General features: G+C 55.1%; 19 protein-coding genes. 12 read left to right on the forward strand and 7 right to left on the reverse strand.

Annotated features, from left to right (window positions below; translation table 11 throughout):
• Positions 1-95: 95 nt before the first annotated feature.
• Positions 96-1,478, forward strand: coding sequence for a glutamate--cysteine ligase (locus G523_RS0109870; protein ID WP_022694894.1), 1,383 nt, complete (start codon positions 96-98; stop codon positions 1,476-1,478).
• Positions 1,479-1,488: 10 nt separating this feature from the next.
• Complete coding sequence (locus G523_RS0109875; RefSeq protein WP_027441610.1) at positions 1,489-2,490, forward strand: Kelch repeat-containing protein; 1,002 nt, start codon at positions 1,489-1,491, stop codon at positions 2,488-2,490.
• A 7-nt stretch (positions 2,491-2,497) separates the two neighbouring features.
• Here G523_RS0109875 and G523_RS0109880 read toward each other — a convergent pair whose 3' ends face one another.
• The 4 genes from G523_RS0109880 to G523_RS0109900 all read right to left on the reverse strand — a co-directional run bounded on the left by G523_RS0109880 (position 2,498) and on the right by G523_RS0109900 (position 8,156).
• On the reverse strand, positions 2,498-3,115 hold the full coding sequence (locus tag G523_RS0109880; protein WP_033232390.1) for a hypothetical protein: 618 nt from the start codon (positions 3,113-3,115) through the stop codon (positions 2,498-2,500).
• Between the two features lie 213 nt (positions 3,116-3,328).
• Complete coding sequence (locus tag G523_RS0109890) at positions 3,329-4,993, reverse strand: carboxylesterase/lipase family protein (protein WP_022694899.1); 1,665 nt, start codon at positions 4,991-4,993, stop codon at positions 3,329-3,331.
• Between the two features lie 61 nt (positions 4,994-5,054).
• On the reverse strand, positions 5,055-5,996 hold the full coding sequence (locus G523_RS0109895; RefSeq protein ID WP_022694900.1) for a hypothetical protein: 942 nt from the start codon (positions 5,994-5,996) through the stop codon (positions 5,055-5,057).
• Between the two features lie 84 nt (positions 5,997-6,080).
• Positions 6,081-8,156, reverse strand: a complete 2,076-nt coding sequence (locus G523_RS0109900) for a TonB-dependent receptor plug domain-containing protein (protein ID WP_081648753.1) — start codon at positions 8,154-8,156, stop codon at positions 6,081-6,083.
• A gap of 245 nt (positions 8,157-8,401) precedes the next feature.
• Between G523_RS0109900 and G523_RS0109905 the strand changes: the two genes are divergently transcribed.
• Positions 8,402-10,207 (forward strand): peptide MFS transporter, encoded by a 1,806-nt coding sequence (locus G523_RS0109905; RefSeq protein WP_022694902.1) that lies wholly within the window; start codon positions 8,402-8,404, stop codon positions 10,205-10,207.
• An 83-nt stretch (positions 10,208-10,290) separates the two neighbouring features.
• Positions 10,291-10,725, forward strand: coding sequence for a hypothetical protein (locus G523_RS0109910; protein ID WP_022694903.1), 435 nt, complete (start codon positions 10,291-10,293; stop codon positions 10,723-10,725).
• 48 nt (positions 10,726-10,773) lie between these two features.
• Here the strand turns inward: G523_RS0109910 and G523_RS0109915 are convergent, their stop codons facing one another.
• The 3 genes from G523_RS0109915 to G523_RS18900 form a co-directional block, all read right to left on the reverse strand.
• Positions 10,774-11,427, reverse strand: coding sequence for a DUF937 domain-containing protein (locus tag G523_RS0109915; RefSeq protein WP_022694904.1), 654 nt, complete (start codon positions 11,425-11,427; stop codon positions 10,774-10,776).
• Positions 11,428-11,508: 81 nt separating this feature from the next.
• Positions 11,509-12,903, reverse strand: coding sequence for a metalloprotease TldD (gene tldD, locus G523_RS0109920; RefSeq protein WP_022694905.1), 1,395 nt, complete (start codon positions 12,901-12,903; stop codon positions 11,509-11,511).
• A gap of 127 nt (positions 12,904-13,030) precedes the next feature.
• Complete coding sequence (locus G523_RS18900) at positions 13,031-13,597, reverse strand: tetratricopeptide repeat protein (RefSeq protein WP_022694906.1); 567 nt, start codon at positions 13,595-13,597, stop codon at positions 13,031-13,033.
• 181 nt (positions 13,598-13,778) lie between these two features.
• On the opposite strand from G523_RS18900, the gene coxB reads away from it, so the two are divergent.
• The 8 genes from coxB (at position 13,779) to G523_RS0109965 (ending at position 20,904) form a co-directional block, all read left to right on the forward strand.
• Positions 13,779-14,654 carry a cytochrome c oxidase subunit II gene (gene coxB / locus G523_RS19910; protein WP_233347283.1) on the forward strand — a complete coding sequence of 292 codons (876 nt, stop codon included), beginning with the start codon at positions 13,779-13,781 and terminating at the stop codon, positions 14,652-14,654.
• Positions 14,655-14,680: 26 nt separating this feature from the next.
• The gene (ctaD, locus tag G523_RS0109935; RefSeq protein ID WP_027441613.1) at positions 14,681-16,348 is read left to right on the forward strand and encodes a cytochrome c oxidase subunit I; all 1,668 of its coding nucleotides are present in this window, start codon (positions 14,681-14,683) and stop codon (positions 16,346-16,348) included.
• A 146-nt stretch (positions 16,349-16,494) separates the two neighbouring features.
• The gene (locus G523_RS0109940) at positions 16,495-17,328 is read left to right on the forward strand and encodes a hypothetical protein (RefSeq protein ID WP_022694909.1); all 834 of its coding nucleotides are present in this window, start codon (positions 16,495-16,497) and stop codon (positions 17,326-17,328) included.
• Between the two features lie 18 nt (positions 17,329-17,346).
• Positions 17,347-18,306: a heme o synthase gene (locus G523_RS0109945; protein WP_022694910.1), complete on the forward strand. Its 960-nt coding sequence runs from the start codon at positions 17,347-17,349 to the stop codon at positions 18,304-18,306.
• Positions 18,307-18,308: 2 nt separating this feature from the next.
• Positions 18,309-18,575: a hypothetical protein gene (locus tag G523_RS18910; protein ID WP_022694911.1), complete on the forward strand. Its 267-nt coding sequence runs from the start codon at positions 18,309-18,311 to the stop codon at positions 18,573-18,575.
• Entirely contained in the window at positions 18,568-19,128 is a 561-nt protein-coding gene (locus G523_RS0109955; RefSeq protein ID WP_022694912.1) for a cytochrome c oxidase assembly protein, read from the forward strand. The genes G523_RS18910 and G523_RS0109955 overlap by 8 nt, the downstream gene beginning before the upstream one ends.
• Before the next feature lie 46 nt (positions 19,129-19,174).
• On the forward strand, positions 19,175-20,095 hold the full coding sequence (locus G523_RS0109960) for a cytochrome c oxidase subunit 3 (RefSeq protein WP_022694913.1): 921 nt from the start codon (positions 19,175-19,177) through the stop codon (positions 20,093-20,095).
• A 92-nt stretch (positions 20,096-20,187) separates the two neighbouring features.
• Positions 20,188-20,904, forward strand: a complete 717-nt coding sequence (locus G523_RS0109965) for an SURF1 family cytochrome oxidase biogenesis protein (protein WP_022694914.1) — start codon at positions 20,188-20,190, stop codon at positions 20,902-20,904.
• Positions 20,905-20,928: the final 24 nt, after the last annotated feature.

Below are 20,928 nucleotides of genomic sequence, written 5' to 3' on the forward strand. Positions count from 1 at the left end.
CACAACGGGTTGATATTAAAAAATTTGCTCTTGGGAATTCAGACCAATCCACCTATCTGGCAGAGATTGCACTGACGCGGCAGCGGGAGAGATGAGTGACCACACCTACGGCAGACATCGACGAGAACGCGCCGCGAATCCAGGATAAGCGAGAGTTCGTTGAATACCTCGCGACAGGCAATAAGCCGAAAGACGATTGGCGTATCGGTACCGAGCACGAAAAGTTCGGCTTTTTGACAGACGGCTATCGTCCGCTTCCTTATGATGGTGAAGCGTCCGTCCGCACCGTTCTTCAGTCTCTGCACGAGCAGTTCGGCTGGGACCCGATCCTTGAAGGCGAACATATTATCGGTCTGCAAAAGGATGGCGCGAGCGTCAGCCTAGAGCCGGGCGGTCAGTTCGAGCTTTCCGGTGCGCCGCTGGAACATATTCACCAGACGTGTAACGAAGTCGGTCGTCACCTCGAAGAAGTGAGGACTGTGTCCGAGCATCTGGGCGTTGGTTTCCTAGGCCTTGGCTTTTCGCCGATCTGGTCGCTTGAAGAAACACCGCTCATGCCGAAAGGCCGATACAAGATCATGCGCGACTATATGCGCAAGGTTGGCCGCCTCGGTCAGCAGATGATGTTCCGCTCCTGCACGGTTCAGACCAATCTCGATTTCTCAGACGAAGCCGACATGGTGAAGAAATTCCGTGTCAGCCTCGCGCTGCAACCGCTTGCGACTGCGCTGTTTGCGAACTCGCCTTTTGCTGAAGGGCGTCCTAACGGCTTTGTGGCTTACCGTGCGAATGTCTGGGGCGATACAGACCCTGATCGCACAGGCACGCTGCCATTCGTCTTCGAAGAAGGCTTCGGTTTTGAGCAGTATGTCGACTATGCGCTCGATGTGCCGATGTACTTCATTCGCCGCGATGGTGGGTATCTGAACTGCGCAGGCCTTTCCTTCCGTGACTTCATGGATGGCAAACTGCCAGCGCGTCCGGGCGACCTGCCAACGCTTGAAGACTTCAAAGACCATATTTCGACGATCTTCCCTGAAGTACGTCTGAAAACCTTCCTTGAAATGCGCGGCGCAGACTCTGGTCCGTGGGATCGTATCTGCGCGCTGCCGGCTTTCTGGGTCGGCATTCTGTATGACAGCCACTCACTGGATGGTGCGTGGGATCTGGTGAAACACTGGACTGCGGAGCAGCGTGAAACGCTTCGCCGTGTTGCGCCGGTGCTTGGCCTGAAAACACCTCTGCCAAATGGCGAGGGGACGCTTCAGGATCTGGCGCAGCAAGTGCTCAAAATCAGTCGTTATGGTCTGAAAGCGCGCGCACGTCTCTCAACATCGGGTGATGACGAGACGGGCTTCCTTTCCGAACTCGACCAGATTGCCGAAAGCGGCAATACTCCGGCTGAACGACTCCTGCGTCGCTACCATGAGAATTGGAACGGCGATGCGTCTAAAGTGTTTGAGGAGTGCGCATTCTAGGGAGGCTGTATTGAAGCGACGTGAGATGATGCTCCTGAGTGGAGCTGCGGTTTTTGCGGGATGTACTTCAAACACAGGCTTTCTGGCGACGCGCAATCTGCGCTGGCGGGAAGGGCCGTATCTTCCTGCGCCAAAGCAGGAAATCTATCCGGCGCTCCATAATGGTGAAATCTGGCTGACAGGCGGCTTTATCGCCCGCGAAGGACGTATTGTCGGCCCGACGAATGAAACCCTGATTCTTGATCCACGCTCTGGCGTCTGGCGCGAAGGGCCGGGCATTCCAGCTCCGCGTCATCACCCTCAACTTCAAAGCCATAACGGCAAGCTGCATGTTCTGGGCGGCTTTCAGGCGATTTCGGCTGAAGGTATGTGGCAGATGCAAACGGGTGGCTGGCGTCTGGACGAAGACGGCTGGAACCGCCTGCCTGATCTTCCGGAACCACTGGGAGAAGCTGTTACAGCAAGTCTGCCGGACGGACTTCATTTCGCGGGTGGCCGTACGCCGGTTGCCGATGCAAATTCAGCGTGGACCGATCACGAGGATACCGGCCTGCACTTTGTGCTGGCAGGCGATGCATGGGAAAGCGCTGCGCCGCTGCCAACCCCGCGCAATTCTTCAACGGCGGAAGTGATTGATGGTCGCTGGCATGTGGTCGGCGGGCGTACAGTATCTGGTGGAAATACCGCAGCGCACGAGGCCTATATTGCAGGCGAGGACCGCTGGGTGACACTGGCGCCAATGCCGCAGGCGCAGGCTGGCCTTGCGTCAGGCGTGATTGACGGAAAGCTCTATGCCTTTGGCGGTGAATGGTTCGACAATGGCGGCGGCGTTTATCCGCAATGCTGGGTGTATGACCCGCAAGCCGATAGCTGGCACGCTGGCCCTGATATGCCTTCACCGCGTCATGGCCTTGGCGGCGTGACGCTGAACAATGAGATCTACGCCATTGGCGGAGCGCTTCAGCGCGGAGGTTCGGAGACGTCCGCGCTGGTAGAAATTCTGGCGCCTTAGGTCAGACCTAGTTTTCGCTTGCAGCTCTTATCGCTGCCAGAAACTGAAGGGCCTGGGCCTCTTCTTCGGTCAGCTCCGTTGCTTCACAACGCGGATCCGTTTTCTGGATGGCGCTAAGCATTGCAGGCGTCAAAGGAAGAGGGTCGCAACCGTGATCCTGTTCGCAAACCATATCCCACTGTGGTTCGGCACGCGCGTGGCATTCCAGACAATTGCCGCCGAACTGGTTTACGACTTCATCACTGCCCCGAACCCGAATGTGAGTTTCACCATTTGAAACGTCGAGTTCGAAAAACTCCCAGTCATTGGTCTGCGGGTTATAGCCTGGTTCGCGCTTAATCATCGCTTCGGTCGGTACGAGTTGGATGAGGGAGCCAGTCGGGTAGGTGCCACCAATCTCTGAATTAGCGACCTCCAGAGTGGCTTCGATGTCGCCCAGAAGATTGGTGACGAAAAAGCCGCGTACTGGCTCCATATCCCGTATACAGGAAAAGTCGTCTACGGACGGTTCAAAACCAGCATCCTGAGCTGAACTCGTGGCGCTAATCAGACAAAACGCCATGCCAGTCGACACAAGTCCGGCGACAAGCGCTGAAGGTGATTTTCTGAAAGTTTTTCTGAACATCAATTTGGTTTCCCCATTTATACTGATTGCGAAGTATACATTGTAAAAATGTGGGTCAAGGCAGATGTTCAAACTGTATATCTGCTATTTCGATTGCGATGCTCTTCAAGCGTCTGAAATCAATTCTGCCACAAAAGTATACGTGTCACGAACATCTCTTAAGCGATTTCCAGAATTCAAGAAGAAGGGCGCCTTAATGGCGCCCTTGCTCGTTTAGTTCGCGGAGAGAATTTCCCGCATACCGCCTTCCGGATCATTGACCATGGCAGGCTCCACATCGAGCTGCATGACCGGACGGTCTTCCAGATTGTAAGGCGTCCATTCCGGCAGCAGATCGGATGTCGGCACGCCATCACGGGCGAAGCTCACCCAGGCATCAGACATCATCTCGCCGAGAATGACCGGACCTTCACCCGAACCGACCAGAACCCGGCTCTCTTCGACATTGTCGAACATGAACGGGATATCCAGCGTGTGAGGTGAGCGCAGAATCCCGCCATTGGCATCTGACTCATACATAAGCTGATACATGTAGAGCGGCGCAGCATCTGCCTGACGGGCGCGTTGGTCGGCCAGCGTATAGGTGCCGTAGACGAAACGGGCCGTCATCGCGCTGTTGGCGATATAGGTTGGCGAGTCGTCAGGGCGCTCTGCGCGGTAGTGATCGATCAGCGCCTGACCGTCTTCACCAAGGTTTTGCGCGAACATGGCGAGGCCTTCTTCCGGCAGTGTGCCGAACCATGGTTGTGGCGCGTTGAAGATGGTCATCTCGTCCTTGTTCCAGCCGATCATGATTGGAATATCGCGGGACTGTTCGGGCGCGGCAGGCATGAACGGATGGCGCGGTAGAACCGTGCCATCAACGATAGGGCCGAAGTTGCCGCTAATGCCTTCGCTGCGAGCACGCGCGAGTGCGTCGCGACCAGCCTGAAGGACTGTTTCAGCAGGAACCGCCTGAAGCTCTTCGATTGTTTCAACGCCCAGCTCGTCGAGCACGATTTCGGCAAGCGCGGCAGCATCTTCCTGACTGCCGGATGTTACGCCCGGGCCAGACTGGATGATAGCGCGGTGGAACAGGCCTTCTGCAGCCGGCGTCGCCAGAAGGTGGCTGACTTTAGAGCCGCCGCCGGACTCGCCCATAATCGTCACATTATTCGGATCGCCGCCAAATTGCGCGATGTTGTCCCGAACCCATTCGAGGGATGCGACGAGGTCGAGGTTTCCGGCATTGCCGGATGCAGCGTAGTCCTCACCGAATGCATTGCCGAGATACATATAGCCGAACAGATTCAGGCGGTGGTTTACGGTGACAACGACGACATCGCCATGCTCTGCAAGGTTGCGACCATCATAAGCCGCCCAACCGCCGGAACCGTAGGCATAGCCGCCGCCATGGAACCAGACCATGACCGGACGGGCTTCGTCATCAACGCCTGGCGTCCAGACGTTCAGGAAGAGCGCGTCTTCATTATCGAACTTCTCTTCGGCGAGTGTTGGGAAGATTACTTGCATCTGTCGGGTGAAATCGGATGTGCGCGGACCGGATGGTGAGTACATCTGCATGGCAGGTGCGCCCAGCGTTGTCGCATCATAAATTCCGTCCCAGTCTTCGACCGGTTCTGGTGGCATGAAGCGCAGTTCACCAATTGGCGGCGCGGCATAGCGTAGGCCCAGAAATTCATGAATACCGTCATCGACGAGGCCCTGCACCTGACCGTTCACCGTTTCTACGATTGGCGTTGTCGGCGGAATGACATGCTCATCGGCATATGGGTCATTGACGAGGGGTTCCTGTGCGCTGGCGATGCCAGCAAAGGAGAGGGTTCCGGCGATAAACGCGCTTGCGCATATCAGACGGCCTAGCCTGTTGGTGTTCATGATATTCTCCCTGAGTTTATGTTATGAAAGTATCACTAACCATGTTCAGGCGGGAAATAAACTATCGGTTATCGTGAAACGGATTGTCGTCTGACCAGAGAAACCGTGCTGCAAATTCCCGATTGTCCGCGTCAAAATCATCATAGACGTTGAATAGATTCGATGTGCGCGTACTGCGATCAAGAAACCGTAGGCGTCGCAGGGCGACGAGTACATAGACCCGCAAGCGCGATCCTGCTGGCAGCACTTTGTTGAGCTGGCGAAGCAGGTACCGGCCGACAGCGCCGAGTCCCTGGTTCACCGGTTGGGTATTTCCCGGCGCCAGTTGAACCGGTTTGCCGGTGAGCTCGGAAATCGCCGCGCAAAAATCCGTGCAGATATCGCCGCCCGTAAGGCGTTTCCTGTCATAGATCCGGGCTGTCAGAGCATCATCGCCGAACGTATCGCCCCAGAGCGAGAACATCCGCAAATAATTATAGTAATGGCTCTCAGGCACGCATTCCTGCGCGAAGGTTTCAAATGTGCGGGTTTCACCGTTCAGAAGACGCGTTGTGTAGAAGCTGAGGCACATATCCCCTTGTTCGCGGAAATAGCCGATGACACGGACTTCATCAAAAAGCGGGGCGAGAAATTCGCTTAAAGCCTGAACCGCTTTTACGTTTTTCAAAAGCGAGTGGAAATGTTCGCTCGTCAGGATCACGGTGTGGATTTGCTGGGGCAGGGCGCTGAGCCAGCCGGTGAATTCGGATCCGACCTCAGCGCAGAATTCCGCGTGGCCTTCGGTAGTTTTTAGGCCTTTTTGGACAAAATAATCATCCCAGAGTTCCAGATCCTGAAACATGGCGACGATCTGGCGGTTGTTGGGAATTTGCGCCGGATCATCTTTTGAGAACCGGAAGAGGGCATAGCCCGCCTTATTCAGAGCGGGCTCATTCGAAAACAGGCAGGATTGCAGAGCGGTCGAGCCGGTCTTCTCCGTGCCGATATGAATGATGACGCGCATAAACTGCTGCCCTGACCTGAGAAACTCCCTGATCGGGACTAAAGACGCCGCCGCAGTGAATGTCTAGCGGCGCGAGGGGCGCAGTTAAACCGTGCCCTTGAGCTGGATGTAATAGACAGGACCGTTATCGTCATTGCGCACATAGCGTTCGGTCTGAATGCCGTTCGAGCGCGGGCCATCATAGATGTTACGTGTGCGGCGACCGTCAGGCCCGAAGATGTTGTCAGCGCCAAAGCGAAGATTCACGCCGAGGAAGCGGCTGGTTTCGACATAAACGTCAAAGTCACCCGTGCCGCGCTCATATGTGCCCCACTCGTCGATGAAGTAGAAGTCGTTGCTGGTGCCCTGATTATAGTCGAAACCGTAGGACCATTGCTGTTCAGGGAAGTCCTGACGGAACTCTACATTCCAGTTGAGCGGCTGCTCATAAGCGAAGACACGGGTCTCGCCGGTGACCGGATCTTCGACTTCGGAGTCGCGATAGGTGATGCCGATATCGAGACGGCCATTCTGGATACCAGCGCTATCGGTCGGAATGGCGGCTTCAGCAGTCAGGCGTACACGAGTGCCATCGCCCATATTGCCCGGGCCATCAAACACGGCCCCGGAGGACGAGGTAATCGGGATGAAGCCCATCACGTCTTCTACAGATTCATAGCGTGCTGTGAGGGCGAGGTTGCCCGTCGACATGATCGGCTGCTCGTAAGAGACTTCGAAGCGCCAGGTCTGGTCGGGCTCAAGCTCCGGATTGCCCGAGCGGACATTGTCTTCGAAAGCGGAGACGTTGGAGACGAAGTCTTCAAAGTTCAACTGGGCAATCAGGCGCTCAACTGACAGACGCCACTGGCGGTCATTCTCAAGCGTATATGTCGCTGCGAGCGCCGGCTTAGGGAAGGTGAATGTACGCGTCGCCTCGGCGTCACCAGTCTGGCCGATCTCGGAATACTCGACCACGATAGCCGGTTCGAGGGTCAGCCTGTCTGTTACGACCCAGACATTGGAGAGGAAGACCTCGCCGCGCCATTCCTCAACCTTTGTGGTTGTGACGGGGATATTGTTGGGTACGCCACCCGACGCGTCGAAATAGCTATAGCTGCGGTCGGCATCACGGAAGTTGTAAGCAATCTCGCCGCCAAACTCGATGGAATGGGCATCGTTCAGACGCCAGCCTGTCTGGCTGCGGATAATGCTCTCGCCGAAGGAGTCTTCGATATCGGCTTCGAAGGCACCGTCAAAACCGGATGCAGCCAGAATGTCTTCGAAACGGGACTGCGAATTGAATGTCTCGCGGCGCTGATACCAGATGATCTTGCTGGAAATGGCTTCGGTTATGTCGACATCAATGTCGCCGCCGAAGTCATATCCGACCCATTCGTCGCGCACACGGCCGGTTTCTTCCGCGAAGAGCGGACTGTCCGGTGTCGGGCGATATTCGGCGAGTGTCTGGTCGAGGCGCCAGTTGCCATCCCAGGCGCGTCCATTTGCACGGAAGGTGACGCTGTCACCGAAGTCGCGGGAGTATTCGAAACCGGGAATCCATTCGCGGTTACTGGTCACGTGAACTTCGTCGCGATATGCAAACAGCGTGTCAGGAAAGGTGTAGCGGAATTCGCGGCGGCCGGTTGTGTTGGCCCAGCCATGGCGAGCGAACGACAAGGTGAGATTGCCGCCGGCAAACTGGGTCGACCAGTCCGCATTTGCATAAACCGACGTCTGGTCCTGATCGTGGAGACGGGCGGAGACAGTGTAGTTCAGCTGATTTGTGGTGAGATCTTCGCGCAGCACGACATTTACGACGCGCGATTGTCCGCGCATGTCGAGTTCAGCCGATGTGCCGCGGACAAGATCAATACGCGCGACATTGTCGACCGGAATGCGTCGCAGGAAGTTCTCAAGGCCTGATTTGGCAGATGGACGCTCGCCATTGATCAGGACATTACCTGCCGCGCCGCCGAATCCGCGAACATTGTCGCCGTTATCGATGGAGAAGCCCGGCAACTGTGCCACCATATCGAGCGCGGAGATGGGATTGTACTGCGTGAAATGGTCAGGATCGAAAGATGTGATGCCGTTATCATTTGGCAGGCTGTCGGCAATTGCGGGCGTCGAAATCATCAGTAGTCCGGCCAATACGCTCGCAGAGATTCGACCCACCACCATTGATAACTCCAATTCGAAATAGCAAAAACCTGAGGCAAATCAGTGCCTGACATGCTCAATAGTAAACATGTTTTTGCAAATGATTGACAGTTACACGAAGGTTACATGGCTCACAGCTTCGTGAGGAATGTTACGGATTGGTTATGTTTTCCTGCAGATTGCCTCTTGAGGTTTGAATACGCCTCGTGAAGATACGTCACCAGAATATTGATTGATGCAGGCATAAATCTGCAGAGCGGGGTAACATGACAAATATCAGTGCTGACCAGGCGGCGTCAGGCGAGAAAACTATTCTCGGCCACCCGCGTGGACTGGTAATTCTTTTCTTCACCGAGATGTGGGAGCGCTTTTCGTATTACGGCATGCGCGGCCTGCTCATTCTCTATCTGACGCAGCATTTCCTGTTTTCTGATGAGAAGTCATCTGTAATGTACGGCGCCTATACGGCGCTTGTTTACATTATGACGATTGTCGGCGGCACGCTGGCGGACCGTTATCTCGGTCAGAGAAAGGCTGTGACCTTCGGTGCGATCCTTCTCGTGCTTGGCCACTTCGGCATGGCGTTCGAGGGCTCGGGTTCTAAAGAGATCATGACCTATGAGGGGGCTGAGTATCAGCTCACGCTGGATGGTCGTGGCGGTGACGCCAACCAGATCATCATCTCAGACACTGGTGAGTCGCAGATTTCCTTCAATGAAGGCGCGACAGCAATGATTATCGCAGACCCGGCTGCTGTTGGATTGCCTGCGGAAATCTCCCGCGATGCGTACACGACACGTGTCGAGCGTGAAGAGATGTATGTGTACATTCTCTACCTGTCTCTGGCGCTGATCATTGCGGGTGTAGGGTATCTGAAAGCGAACATTTCAACGATTGTGGGTGCGCTTTACGGTATTGAAGACAAGCGTCGCGATTCAGGTTTCACCCTGTTCTATATGGGCATCAACCTGGGCTCGTTCCTCTCATCCATCACCTGCGGTATTCTCGGCATCGTCTATGGATGGGCATGGGGTTTTGGTCTGGCCGGTATCGGTATGGGGCTTGGTCTTGTCGTCTTCCTCTGGGGACAGTCCTGGCTTGAGGGTAAAGCTGATCCGCCAAGCGTTGAGAAGCTGAAAGAGAAAGTCCTCGGACCAATCAATGTCGAGCTGGCTTGTTACCTCGCCGGTATCGGTATCATCGCGGTATCCATGCTGATTGTGATGAATTCCGAAATCATTCCGGACTGGTTTGTCGGTGGTCTTGGTCTTCTCGTTCTTGCTGGTCTTATCGTTTATACGGTTGTGAACCTTCAGGGTGTCGAGCGTGACCGCATGTTTGCGGCTCTCTACTTCATTCTGGCGCAAATCCCGTTCTGGGCTCTGTTCGAGCAGGCCGGTTCCTCCCTGAACCTCTTCACCGACCGTCTGGTTGACCGGACCATCTTTGGCTGGCCGGTTCCGGCGCCGGTGTTCCAGTTCCTGAATGCCGGTTATATCGTGATCTTCGCGCCAATTCTGGCGTGGCTCTGGGTCACGCTGGCGAAGAAAAACCGTGAACCATCCACGCCGGTCAAGTTTGCGTTTGGCGTGTTCCTCGCTGGCCTCGGCTTCCTGTCGCTGGTTGCCGGTATTGGCTCTTCAGGCGCGACGGGCCTCACTGCAGTCTACTTCATCTTCCTGATCTACTGGATCCACACAATGGGCGAGCTCATGGTCTCTCCTGTGGGCTTGTCCAGTGTGACGAAGCTCGCGCCAGCGCGCGTGGTCGGCATGTCTATGGGTGCGTGGTTCCTGTACTCCGGTCTGTCTAACTATCTCGCAGGTGTAATTGCCCGCGCGACAGGCGCAGAAACCATTGGTGGTCAGCTGACAGACGTTGCCGCAGCCAAAGCGGGCTATGCGTCCGTATATACGAATGTGGCGTATGTCGCGATGGGCATTGCGGTGGTAATGCTTTTGATTTCGCCGCTCATCAAACGGCTGATGCACATGGATCATCACGCAGATGTATCCAAAGAAGGTGCTGACCCGTCTGATTATCAGGGCAAGGCCGATAAACTGGTCGACTAAGCCTCTAAAAAAAGCACTGAAAAGGGCCTGCGTACTGCAGGCTCTTTTTGTATCTGCATCCGGTTAGGTGTATAGAGCGGACTATGACGAACACAGCTCGGCGTATCTCGATTATTCTGACCGCGGCGCTTTTGGCGCTGGCTCCTGCAAGTGCGCAGGATAATGAAGTTTCGAATGAAGTGCGTGTCGTGACGCACCCTCATCCGATTTATCCGGCTGTTGCTGCTCTCAGTGGAATGGAGGGGCGCTGCCTCACCAAATTCCGCCTGTTGGATTATGGCGAGACGATCATCGTGGATGGTGTGATCTGTTCAGCGCCGATTTTTTGTTTGCCAAGCCGGAACGCGCTGCAAGGCGCGGAATTTCAGGTGATAGATGTCGAAGGCACGCTGACGCCGGGTGCACGTGATGCGATCTTCTATCCGTTCCGCTTCGCACAAGGGGACGACATGCGCGAGATCCCTGATGAGGAGCTTGTCGAGTGCGAGTTCCCGGATAGCGGTGATACGACATCCTGATACGAAAAAAGGCGGCCCCAGGGGGCCGCCTTTTTTATGTGTGCTGACTTATCGGCGGTTCAGCATGTCAAAAATGTCGTCCATGCTGTTGCCGTCGCCATCGGCATCGAGGAGATTGCCGAGGCTGCCGAGTGGGTTTTGTGACTCAGGTGCGGACTGGTTTGCGCCGCCGAGTGCACCCATCAGGCCGCCCAGAAGTCCGCCGCCACCAGAGCGTGTGCCTGCCTGCGGTGCCCCGCCGGTGAGTGCGCTTGTGAGCATGCCGGCGACGCTCTGATCTTCCGTCTGTTTAGAAAGTGCTCCCATCGCCATGCTGGCGACGACCGGTAGTATCTGTTTCAGAAGATCGCTTGAGATGCCTGTCTGTTCAGACGCACGTGACGCGGCCGCACGGCTGACATCGCGAGAGCCGAGAATGTGGCCGAGAATGGCGTTGCCGTCCTGAACTGTTTCTTCTGACGCGAGACGTTCAGGGTTGTCCAGCACCTCACCATGATTACCGTTCTGCAGCGCGCCCATCAGGGCTTCCAGGCCGCCCGGCTGGGAGACGTTGCGTCGAAGGCCTGAAGACAAAGCAGGAAGCAAAGCGCTGACTGCTGACTGCGCCTGACTTTCGTCTAGTCCGAACTGCTGAGCGATTTGTGTTATGCCTGCACCATTGTTAGTGCGCGCGAGCATGTCCATCAGATTAAAACCAGCCATGAATAAACCCCATCAATTATTGATGGGGTTTGCCTAGGCCGTTACGTCAGATTTGTCGATTATGTATTGCAGCGCAGGTGGTTATCCCGCACCGCCAACTGTAATGGCATCAATTTTCAGGCTTGGCTGGCCAACGCCAACCGGTACGGTCTGGCCGCCTTTGCCGCATGTGCCGACGCCGTCATCCATTGCGAAGTCATTGCCAATCATGGATACGCGGTTCAGCGCCGTCGGGCCGTGACCAATAAGGGTCGCGTTTTTCACCGGTGCGCCGACTTTGCCGTCTTCAATCATGTAAGCTTCGGTACACTGGAAGACGAAGTTACCGGAGGTTATGTCCACCTGACCGCCGCCAAAGTCGACAGCCCAGATGCCGCGTTTCACGGATTTGATCATGTCTTCTGGATTATCCTGGCCGCCCAGCATGTAGGTGTTTGTCATGCGCGGCATTGGCAGGGAGGCGTAAGACTCGCGGCGTCCATTGCCTGTTGGCGCAACTCCCATAAGACGGGCATTTTGACGGTCTTGCATATAGCCTTTCAGAATACCGTCCTCGATGAGAACCGTGCGCTGCGTCTCAGTGCCTTCATCATCCACGCTGAGTGAGCCGCGGCGGCGCTCGATTGTCCCATCATCGACAACGGTCACGCCTTTAGCGGCGACCTGTTCGCCGATTTTACCGGAATAAACGGAAGAGCCTTTGCGGTTGAAGTCACCTTCAAGGCCATGGCCGACCGCTTCGTGCAGTAGCACGGCAGGCCAGCCCGGCCCGAGTACGACTTCCATCTCACCCGCAGGTGTTGGGATGCTCTCAAGGTTGGTCTCGGCCTTTTTCATGGCGCGCTCGACGAGGCCTTTCCAGCGGTCCGGCGCAATCCATTCTTCATATGCCGCGCGGCCGCCAGCGCCAGCCGATCCACTCTCGCGGCGACCATCTTTTTCCATGGTGACGGATACGTTCACGCGTACGAGCGGGCGAACATCTTCAAACACTGCGCCATCAGGACGGACAATCGTCACATGCTTGTGAGAGCCTGCGATGCTTGCAGACACCTGCACAACGCGCGGATCTTTGGCGCGGGCATAGGCATCAATCTCAGCGAGCAGGGATGTCTTGACGCCGAAGTCAGGAGATTCTGTCGGATCGATTGGGTCATAAAGGCGACGGTTGATCGGGCGAGGGCCTTCAGCCAGTTCACCGGAGTAGCCACGCTTGGCAGCAGCAGCCGTTTTACCAGCGCGCCTGATCGCGTCGTCGCTGAGTTCGCTGCCATGCGAAAAGCCAGTTGCTTCACCCGCGACGACTCGCAGGCCCATGCCTTGTCCTGTGTCGAATGCGGCTGATTTCAAACGGCCATCGTCGAATACAAAGCTCTCGCTACGGGTCTGCTCCACATAGATTTCGCCATCATCTGCGCCGCTCACGGCGTCAGCGAGTGTTTTGCGAGCTGTATCGAGATCGAAAGGAAGGGACATGGAAGGCTTTCTACTTATGTACGGTCGTTCTTATAGAGACTTAGGAGTGTTTCGCAGATGTGCAAAGCGCCGATCCATAAGAATCGGCGCTCTGGCTGCATTCTGTGAGCGACGAAACAGCGCCGAATCAGGCGTCAGGTTCGACAGGACGCTCCTCTACAGTGAAGCGCTCAATCTGACGGGCAGGTAGCGGAGAGTCAGGATTAAGCTCCTGCGACCGAACGAAATCCCAATAGCCAGACGTCAGGTCACCCGTTTGTTCATGGGCGATACCCCGATTATAATAGGCCGCCCAGAGATGGTTGGCTTCCAGCTCGATCGCGCGGTTCAGGACCTCTATGGCAGGGGCGTAATCCTGCTGGTATATGTAAGCCGCGCCCATGTTGAGAAAGGCTTCGGCATTATCAGGGTCCAATTCAAGCGCGTGATTGTAATCAGCCATCGCCGTTTCAAACTCGCCATCGCGCATATAGAGAATTCCGCGGTTCACAAGCGTTGAAACGCGGTCCTGACGGGTCATTGTGCCTTCAGTCAGCGCATTTGTGCACACCCCGATGGCGGCACGCGCTGTCATTCGGCTGGTTTCAGCGGCTTCATAACATTGCCGTCCAAGACCTGATCCGTAGACGACTACCTGAGCATTTGCACTGAAGCTCAGCGCTGAAAAAGCGAGGGCAGTAAGCATAATTCGCATTGTTCATTCCTCCGCATGACCTAGTTTCGATATTTAACTAGTGTTCAAATCAATGTGGAAATGATACCGGAAAAGTCCAATTTTTGGAACAAGTGTGACATTTTGGGGCTTGGCAAACGCCTGTCAGGCTTTAAGGCCTACCGTGAAAGTCACTTTCGATTTGTAGCCAGGGGAGAAGAGCGTGCGCTGGATCGCCGTTGCTTTGCTTAGTTTGTTGTCACTGCCCGCTATGGCGGATGGTGTACCTAGAGATGGCGCGCTGGGCTTCCAGCCTGCCGCCTCACCACTCATGGAAGAGATCACAAGTTTCCATAACATTCTGTTGTGGATCATCATTCCTGTGACGATCTTCGTACTCGCTCTTTTGATCATCGTTGCTGTTAAATACAACGCGAAGGCCAACAAGGTTCCAAGCAAATTCAGTCACAACACGATGATTGAGATTGTCTGGACACTTGTCCCGGTGATCATCCTGCTGTTCATCGCATACTTCAGCTTCCCCCTTCTCTACCGCGGCGACGTCTTCCCTGACGTTGATGAGGCAGAAGTCGTGAACGTGAAGGCGCAAGGTAACCAGTGGAACTGGACCTACACTTACACCGACGTGATCGTTGACGATTACCCGGTCGAGTTCGTGTCCAACCCGATCCACCGCGGCCTTCCTGACGAACCTGAAGGTACTGCTGATGCACCACGTAACCTCGCGGTCGACCTGCCAATGGTTGTTCCGGTTGATACGGTTGTTCGTGTGCAGACAGCGGCTTCTGACGTAATCCACTCATTTGCAGTTCCAGCTTTCGGTATCAAAACAGACGCGGTTCCTGGCCGTCTGAACGAACTCTGGTTCCTCGCAAACGAGACTGGCACTTATTACGGTCAGTGTTCAGAGCTGTGCGGTAAAGATCACGCATTTATGCCGATCGAAATCCGCGTCGTCACTCAAGCGCAATACGAAGCGTGGCTTGAGCGTGTAACAGGAAACAGCGTTGAGGACGCTCGCCAGTATCTGGCAGAGATCACCAACGAGTCTCCTGTTCAGCTCGCTTCGGTTCAGTAATAGGTTAGGAGCAAATAGATATGCCTATGGACGCTATTACGCCTGCAGATGAGCTTCACCACGAAGACGATCACAAAATCGGCTTCATCCAGCGCTGGTTCTTCTCTACGAACCACAAGGATATTGGTACGCTCTACCTCATCGCGGCTATCATCTTCGGTCTGGTCGGTACATTCCTGTCCGGTCTGATCCGTATGGAGCTCGCCGCTCCTGAAATCGGCCCGCTCACACACTTCGTTCTTTGGGGCGTTGAGGGTGCGACACAGGCCGAGAAGATTGAAGCTGCTAAGCACTTCTACAACACGGTTATCACTTATCACGGCCTGATCATGATCTTCTTCATGGTTATGCCTGCTCTTATCGGTGGCTTCGGTAACTGGTTCGTTCCGATCATGATTGGTGCGCCTGACATGGCGTTCCCACGCATGAACAACATCTCGTTCTGGCTTCTGCCAGCAGCCTTCCTTCTGGCTGTTGTCTCTATGCTGGTTCCAGGTGGTCCGTCCGGTAACGGTTTCGGCGGTGGCTGGGTTCTCTATCCGCCATTGTCTTCGACAACCGGTCACCCGGGCCCGTCGATGGACCTTCTCATTCTGTCACTCCACATTGCGGGCATCAGCTCTATTCTGGGTGCGATCAACTTCATCGTGACCATCCTGAACATGCGCGCACCAGGCATGACGATCCACAAAATGCCGCTCTTCGTATGGGCTATGCTCATCACGGCGTTCCTGTTGGTTCTGTCTCTGCCGGTTCTCGCTGGCGCGCTCACAATGCTTCTGACAGACCGTAACTTCGGCACGACCTTCTTCGATCCTGCCGGTGGTGGCGACCCGATCATGTTCCAGCACCTGTTCTGGTTCTTCGGTCACCCTGAAGTTTACATCATGATCCTGCCAGCCTTCGGTATTGTGTCTCACATCGTATCGACCTTCTCCAAAAAGCCAGTCTTCGGCTATCTGGGTATGGCATACGCTATGGCATCTATCGGCTTCATCGGCTTCATCGTGTGGGCACACCACATGTACACAGTCGGTATGAACGTTGACCTGAAGGCTTACTTCGTTGCGGCAACGATGATCATTGCGGTTCCAACAGGCATCAAGATCTTCTCATGGATCGCGACCATGTGGGGCGGCTCTATCGAGTTCAAAGTGCCAATGCTCTGGGCTATCGGCTTCATCTTCCTCTTCACCGTTGGTGGTGTGACAGGTGTTGTTCTGGCTAACGCTGGCGTCGACCACGCTCTGCACGACACATACTATGTGGTAGCTCACTTCCATTACGTTCTGTCGCTCGGTGCTGTATTCGCGCTCTTCGCGGGCTGGTTCTACTGGTATGAGAAGATGTTTGGCATCAAGTATAACGGCTTCCTCGCTGGTATTCAGTTCTGGCTGATGTTCATTGGTGCGAACGTTGTCTTCTTCCCGCAGCACTTCCTTGGTCTGCAGGGTATGCCACGTCGTTACATCGACTATGCTGACGGCTTCGTTCTGTGGAACCAGGTGTCTTCATTCGGTTACCTGTTCATCCTTGCGTCTCTGTTCTTCTTCTTTGCAGTGGTCATCGAAAGTGTGGTCCGTCGTCGCAAAGCAGATGCGAACCCATGGGGCGAGTATGCGACAACACTGGAATGGACACTTCCGTCTCCACCGCCATTCCACCAGTTCAACGAGCTTCCAAAAGTGAAGTAAGTTGTCTGGAAAGACGAAATCAGAAATCGGGCCCGATTGGGCCCGATTTTTTTTGCGGTAAAGTTCTGATCGGATAAAATGGCGAACTGGCATAGAATGTGCCTAGGAACGTGTTTTCGCGCGTAATCTTCGAAAAGGTGTCCCGAATGGACTTGTTCAATCCGGAGAATGGCGACTGGGTGCAACATATCACCTGGATGTTCAGCCAACCTGAGTTCTATCCGCCGCTCATCATTATCGGCCTGATTGCTATGGCCGTGCTGATCGCGACGGTCCGTTTCATCTTCTCAAAACAGTTCCTCGCCCTGTCAGTCCTATGGCTGGTTGTCATCGTAGCTGGCGCGGGCCTTGTGTCATTTTTCAAGACATCCCAGCAGAATTTCGAAGAAGGCGTGGCGGTGTCGCCTGACGGGCCGATTCGGATTTCGGACATGCCGTTTTCGGTTGATCCGAACTTCATAATCTTCGGTTCGATTGCGGTTGCCTGCCTTTTTATCTTCGGGTTTTCAAAGTTTCGCGCGGCGTTATCTCCGAACCTCGGGGCACGTCTGGCCCTTGAAGGTCTGGTGATCACAATGCTGGCTTTGAGCGGGCTTGTCCTGCTCGGCGCGCGGGCGGCTTCGGTTGATACGCAGATTACCGAGACGAGCTTCGCGCTCACTCAATATCAGTTCCCTGCGCTACTGACGGCGGGCTGGCTCGGGATCGCCGTTGTTTATTGGGGACTTGCTGCGCTTGGGCGGAAACCGAATGGTTTCCTGTCTTTTCTGCAATGGCTGGCCTATATGGCGGGTCTGGTTTTGATGTTCGCTCCGACAGGATTGTCACATATGTCAGCTTCCGGCCTGTTCGATATGGACTATCAGGGCCAATTCGAAGTATGGAACCGCATCTCGGGCTTTGGGATGTATTGCATCATCGGCTCGATTGTCATACTCGCCGCACTAGCTGTACTCGCGCTGGTGCGTAGAACCAGATAAGCTGATCAGAACCGACACATGACAGACCAGACTATGAACGCGACCACATCAGCGGCGTCCGTCCGCGATTATTTCGAGCTAATGAAGCCGCGCATTATGATGCTCGTGGTCTTCACGGCTGCGGCTGGTCTGGTGGCAGCGCCATCCGGCATTCACTGGCTGACAGGCGCGGCGGCGCTTCTGGCGGTTGCACTTGGCTCTGGAGCCGCTGGTGCCATTAATATGTGGTATGACGCCGATATTGATGCGGTGATGACGCGCACAAGCACGCGCCCGCTTCCTGCAGGACGTGTTCAGGCGAGCGATGCGCTATCGCTTGGTATCTTCATGTCGATCATGTCTGTGATCATCATGACGCTGGCGACGAATTGGCAGGCTGGCGCGCTGCTCGCATTTTCGATTTTCTTTTACGGCGTAATCTACACGATGTGGCTGAAGCGCTCGACGCACCAGAACATCGTGATTGGTGGTGCGGCAGGCGCGTTTCCTCCGGTTATTGGCTGGGCCGCCGTAACGGGTACGATGCCAGTAGAAGCCTGGGCACTGTTCCTGATCACCTTTATGTGGACGCCGCCGCACTTCTGGGCGCTCTCTCTCGTTGCGAACAAAGACTATGAGAAGGCCGGTGTGCCAATGCTGCCTGTCGTGAAGGGCGCATCCAACACACGTCTTCAGATCCTGATTTACACAATCCTGCTTCTGCCGGTCACGCTGCTTCCAACAGCATTTGGCACAGGCGGATATATCTACACCGCAATCGCAGCTGTTGGTGGTGTCGTCTTCCTGGGCTTTGCTGTGAAAGTGTTCGCTTCGAAAGCCGGTGATCTCGATATGGAAGCGAAAGATCGCAAGCTCGCCCTCGGCATGTTTGCGTTTTCTATCCTCTACCTGGCGCTACTATTTGGCGCACTCATTGTTGAGCACGGTTTCGGTCTATATTTCTCCTCACCAAATCTTGCGATCTGGGCTGGAGTCTGACCTTGAACGAATTTAATCAATACGAACGCCCGCTGTCAGCAGCAGAGGTGAATGCGCGTAAGAAGCGCAACGCTGCGCTTGCGATCATTCTTGTCGCCTTCATGTTACTCATTTTCGGTATTTCCGTGGTGAAGCTGCAGGGGGGAATCGCCCGTCCACAGGACTGGCAGGAAGAAACAGCAGGCTGGCAGATGGATGAAGCGCCTGTCGAGGCAGGCGAGGGACCTCCGCCCGGAATGGAACCAGCGGAGGAGACAACCAGTGAATAAGAACCTTCTAGGTGCATCTATTGCAGGCGTTGCCGTGGCCATGCTCGGCCTCGCATTTGCTTCAAAGCCGCTCTACGACACATTCTGTAAAGTGACGGGCTTTGGCGGCACCACGCAGGATGCCACAGAACGTCCTGACGATATTCTGGATCGCCAGATCACTGTGCGTCTTGATGCGAACGTCGCTGACGTACCGTTCGAGTTCCGGCCGGTTGAGCGCATGACAACGCTGAATGTTGGCGCGACCGAACTCATCCAGTTTGAACTGACCAATACGTCTGATGTACCGGTCCGTGCGATGGCGAGCTATAATGTGACGCCTCACAAGGCTGGTCCGTATTTCACCAAGCTCGAGTGCTTTTGCTATGACGAGCAGGTCTACCAGCCGGGTGAAACGGTGACGCTTCCAGTGATCTTTTTCATCAATCCGCTTATCGATGAAGAGCCTCAGCTGGACGATGTGAGAACAATTACGCTTTCTTACACCTTTTATCGGGCAGATGATGGCAATGAATCGCTTGCATCTCTTGGCGATTTGGTTTCAGAACACTAACACGTCATTCAAAACGCGAACGTGCGAACAGCTGCAGGGGAATTCCATGGCGCACGCCGAAGTCAAACACGATTATCACCTGGTCAATCCATCACCGTGGCCGCTTCTGGCCTCTATTGGCCTTTTTGTTCTCGCAATCGGTGCCGTGACCTTCATGAAGGGTCTGGCGACTGAAGTTACCGGCGATGAGATCAGCCTCTTTGGCTATCTTGGAAACACCTTCTTCACTGAAGGCAAAATCTGGATCATGCTGCTTGGTTTCCTGATCATCGCATGGGTCATGTTTGGCTGGTGGGGCGACGTTATCAAGGAAAGCCGCGCTGGCGATCACACACCTGTTGTTCAGATCGGCCTGCGTTATGGCATGATCCTGTTCATCGCGTCGGAAGTTATGTTCTTCGTCGCATGGTTCTGGTCATTCTTCGAGCTGGCTATTTTCCACGGTGCCCGCGCAGGCGGTACATGGGACTCTGCTAACCCGCTTTATGAGAACCTCTCTGCATGGGCTAACTGGCCGCCTCCAGGTGTTGAGACATTCGATCCGTTCCACCTTCCGCTTATCAACACGCTGATCCTACTCCTCTCTGGTACGACAGTGACATGGGCTCACCACGCGATCCAGCATGGCGACCGTGAAGGTACACGCAACGGCCTCGTGATCACTGTTCTGCTCGGCTTCATCTTCAGCCTTCTGCAGGCGTACGAGTACTCCACTGCGGGCTTCTCTTTCAGCGGTTCTCTTTATGGTGCGTCATTCTTCATGGCGACGGGCTTCCACGGCGCGCACGTGATCATTGGTACGATCTTCCTGTTCGTCTGCCTGCTCCGTATTCTTGGCGGCGGCATGTCTGCGAAGAAACACATCGGCTTCGAAGCTGCAGCATGGTACTGGCACTTCGTCGACGTTGTCTGGCTCTTCCTCTTCGCGTTCGTCTACGTGACGCCGAAGCTGGTTCTAGGCCACTAGGCCAGCCTGTAGACTTCGATTATGAAAAGGCCTGTCGCATGACAGGCCTTTTTCACATCCGGCGTTAGCCTTCTGATTAGCGAGTTATACGTATGACCTTTCGTCCAATGCCTATTATGAGCCTTTTGATGATCCCGGCGCTTGCAGTGCTGATCTATCTCGGCAGCTGGCAATGGCAGCGCTATGGCGAAAAGCAGAACGCTGAGCAGGGTATCGGCCTGACAGAAACCTTTGCGCTGTCGGTGACGCCTTTGGACGCGCCGCCTCAATTTATCTACTCCACATATGATGGTGATGCCGTATGGCGGGTGTTTCAGGCGATGACGGGCTGTCTGACCGATGAAGCCGGTGAGGATGTCTGCTCGGACGCACCTTTGTTCGTCGATCTCGGCCTGATCAGCGGTACCGAGCCTTCCGAACGGCTCGCGACGCGCGCAGCGCAAGTCGAAATCGTTGGTCGTTATAGAGACGTGCCGGATGGTCGCCGGACCATGCTGACGCCAGAGGACATTCCCGAACGCAACATGTGGTATACGGGCGAGGCGGTAACGCTGGCACAGCATCTTGGGCTAAGCGGGGCAGAAGATGCCCGTTTCTTCGAGCCTGAGACGATTACCCAATTTGCGCTGGCCAATAACGAGATCGTCAACCGACGCATTCCTAACCCGTATGTGAGCATTGCCAATCTGGATAATCTGCCACCAGCGCGTCACCTCGGCTATGCGCTGACATGGTTTGGTCTCGCGCTTGGTATGATTGGCGTCTATATCGCGCTGCATATGGCGCGTGGCCGGTTGCGTTTCAGCTAGATCAGCATAAACAGGCTTCGCGAA

The organism is Ponticaulis koreensis DSM 19734, assembly GCF_000420665.1.
GTDB classification, from domain to species: Bacteria; Pseudomonadota; Alphaproteobacteria; order Caulobacterales; family Hyphomonadaceae; genus Ponticaulis; species Ponticaulis koreensis.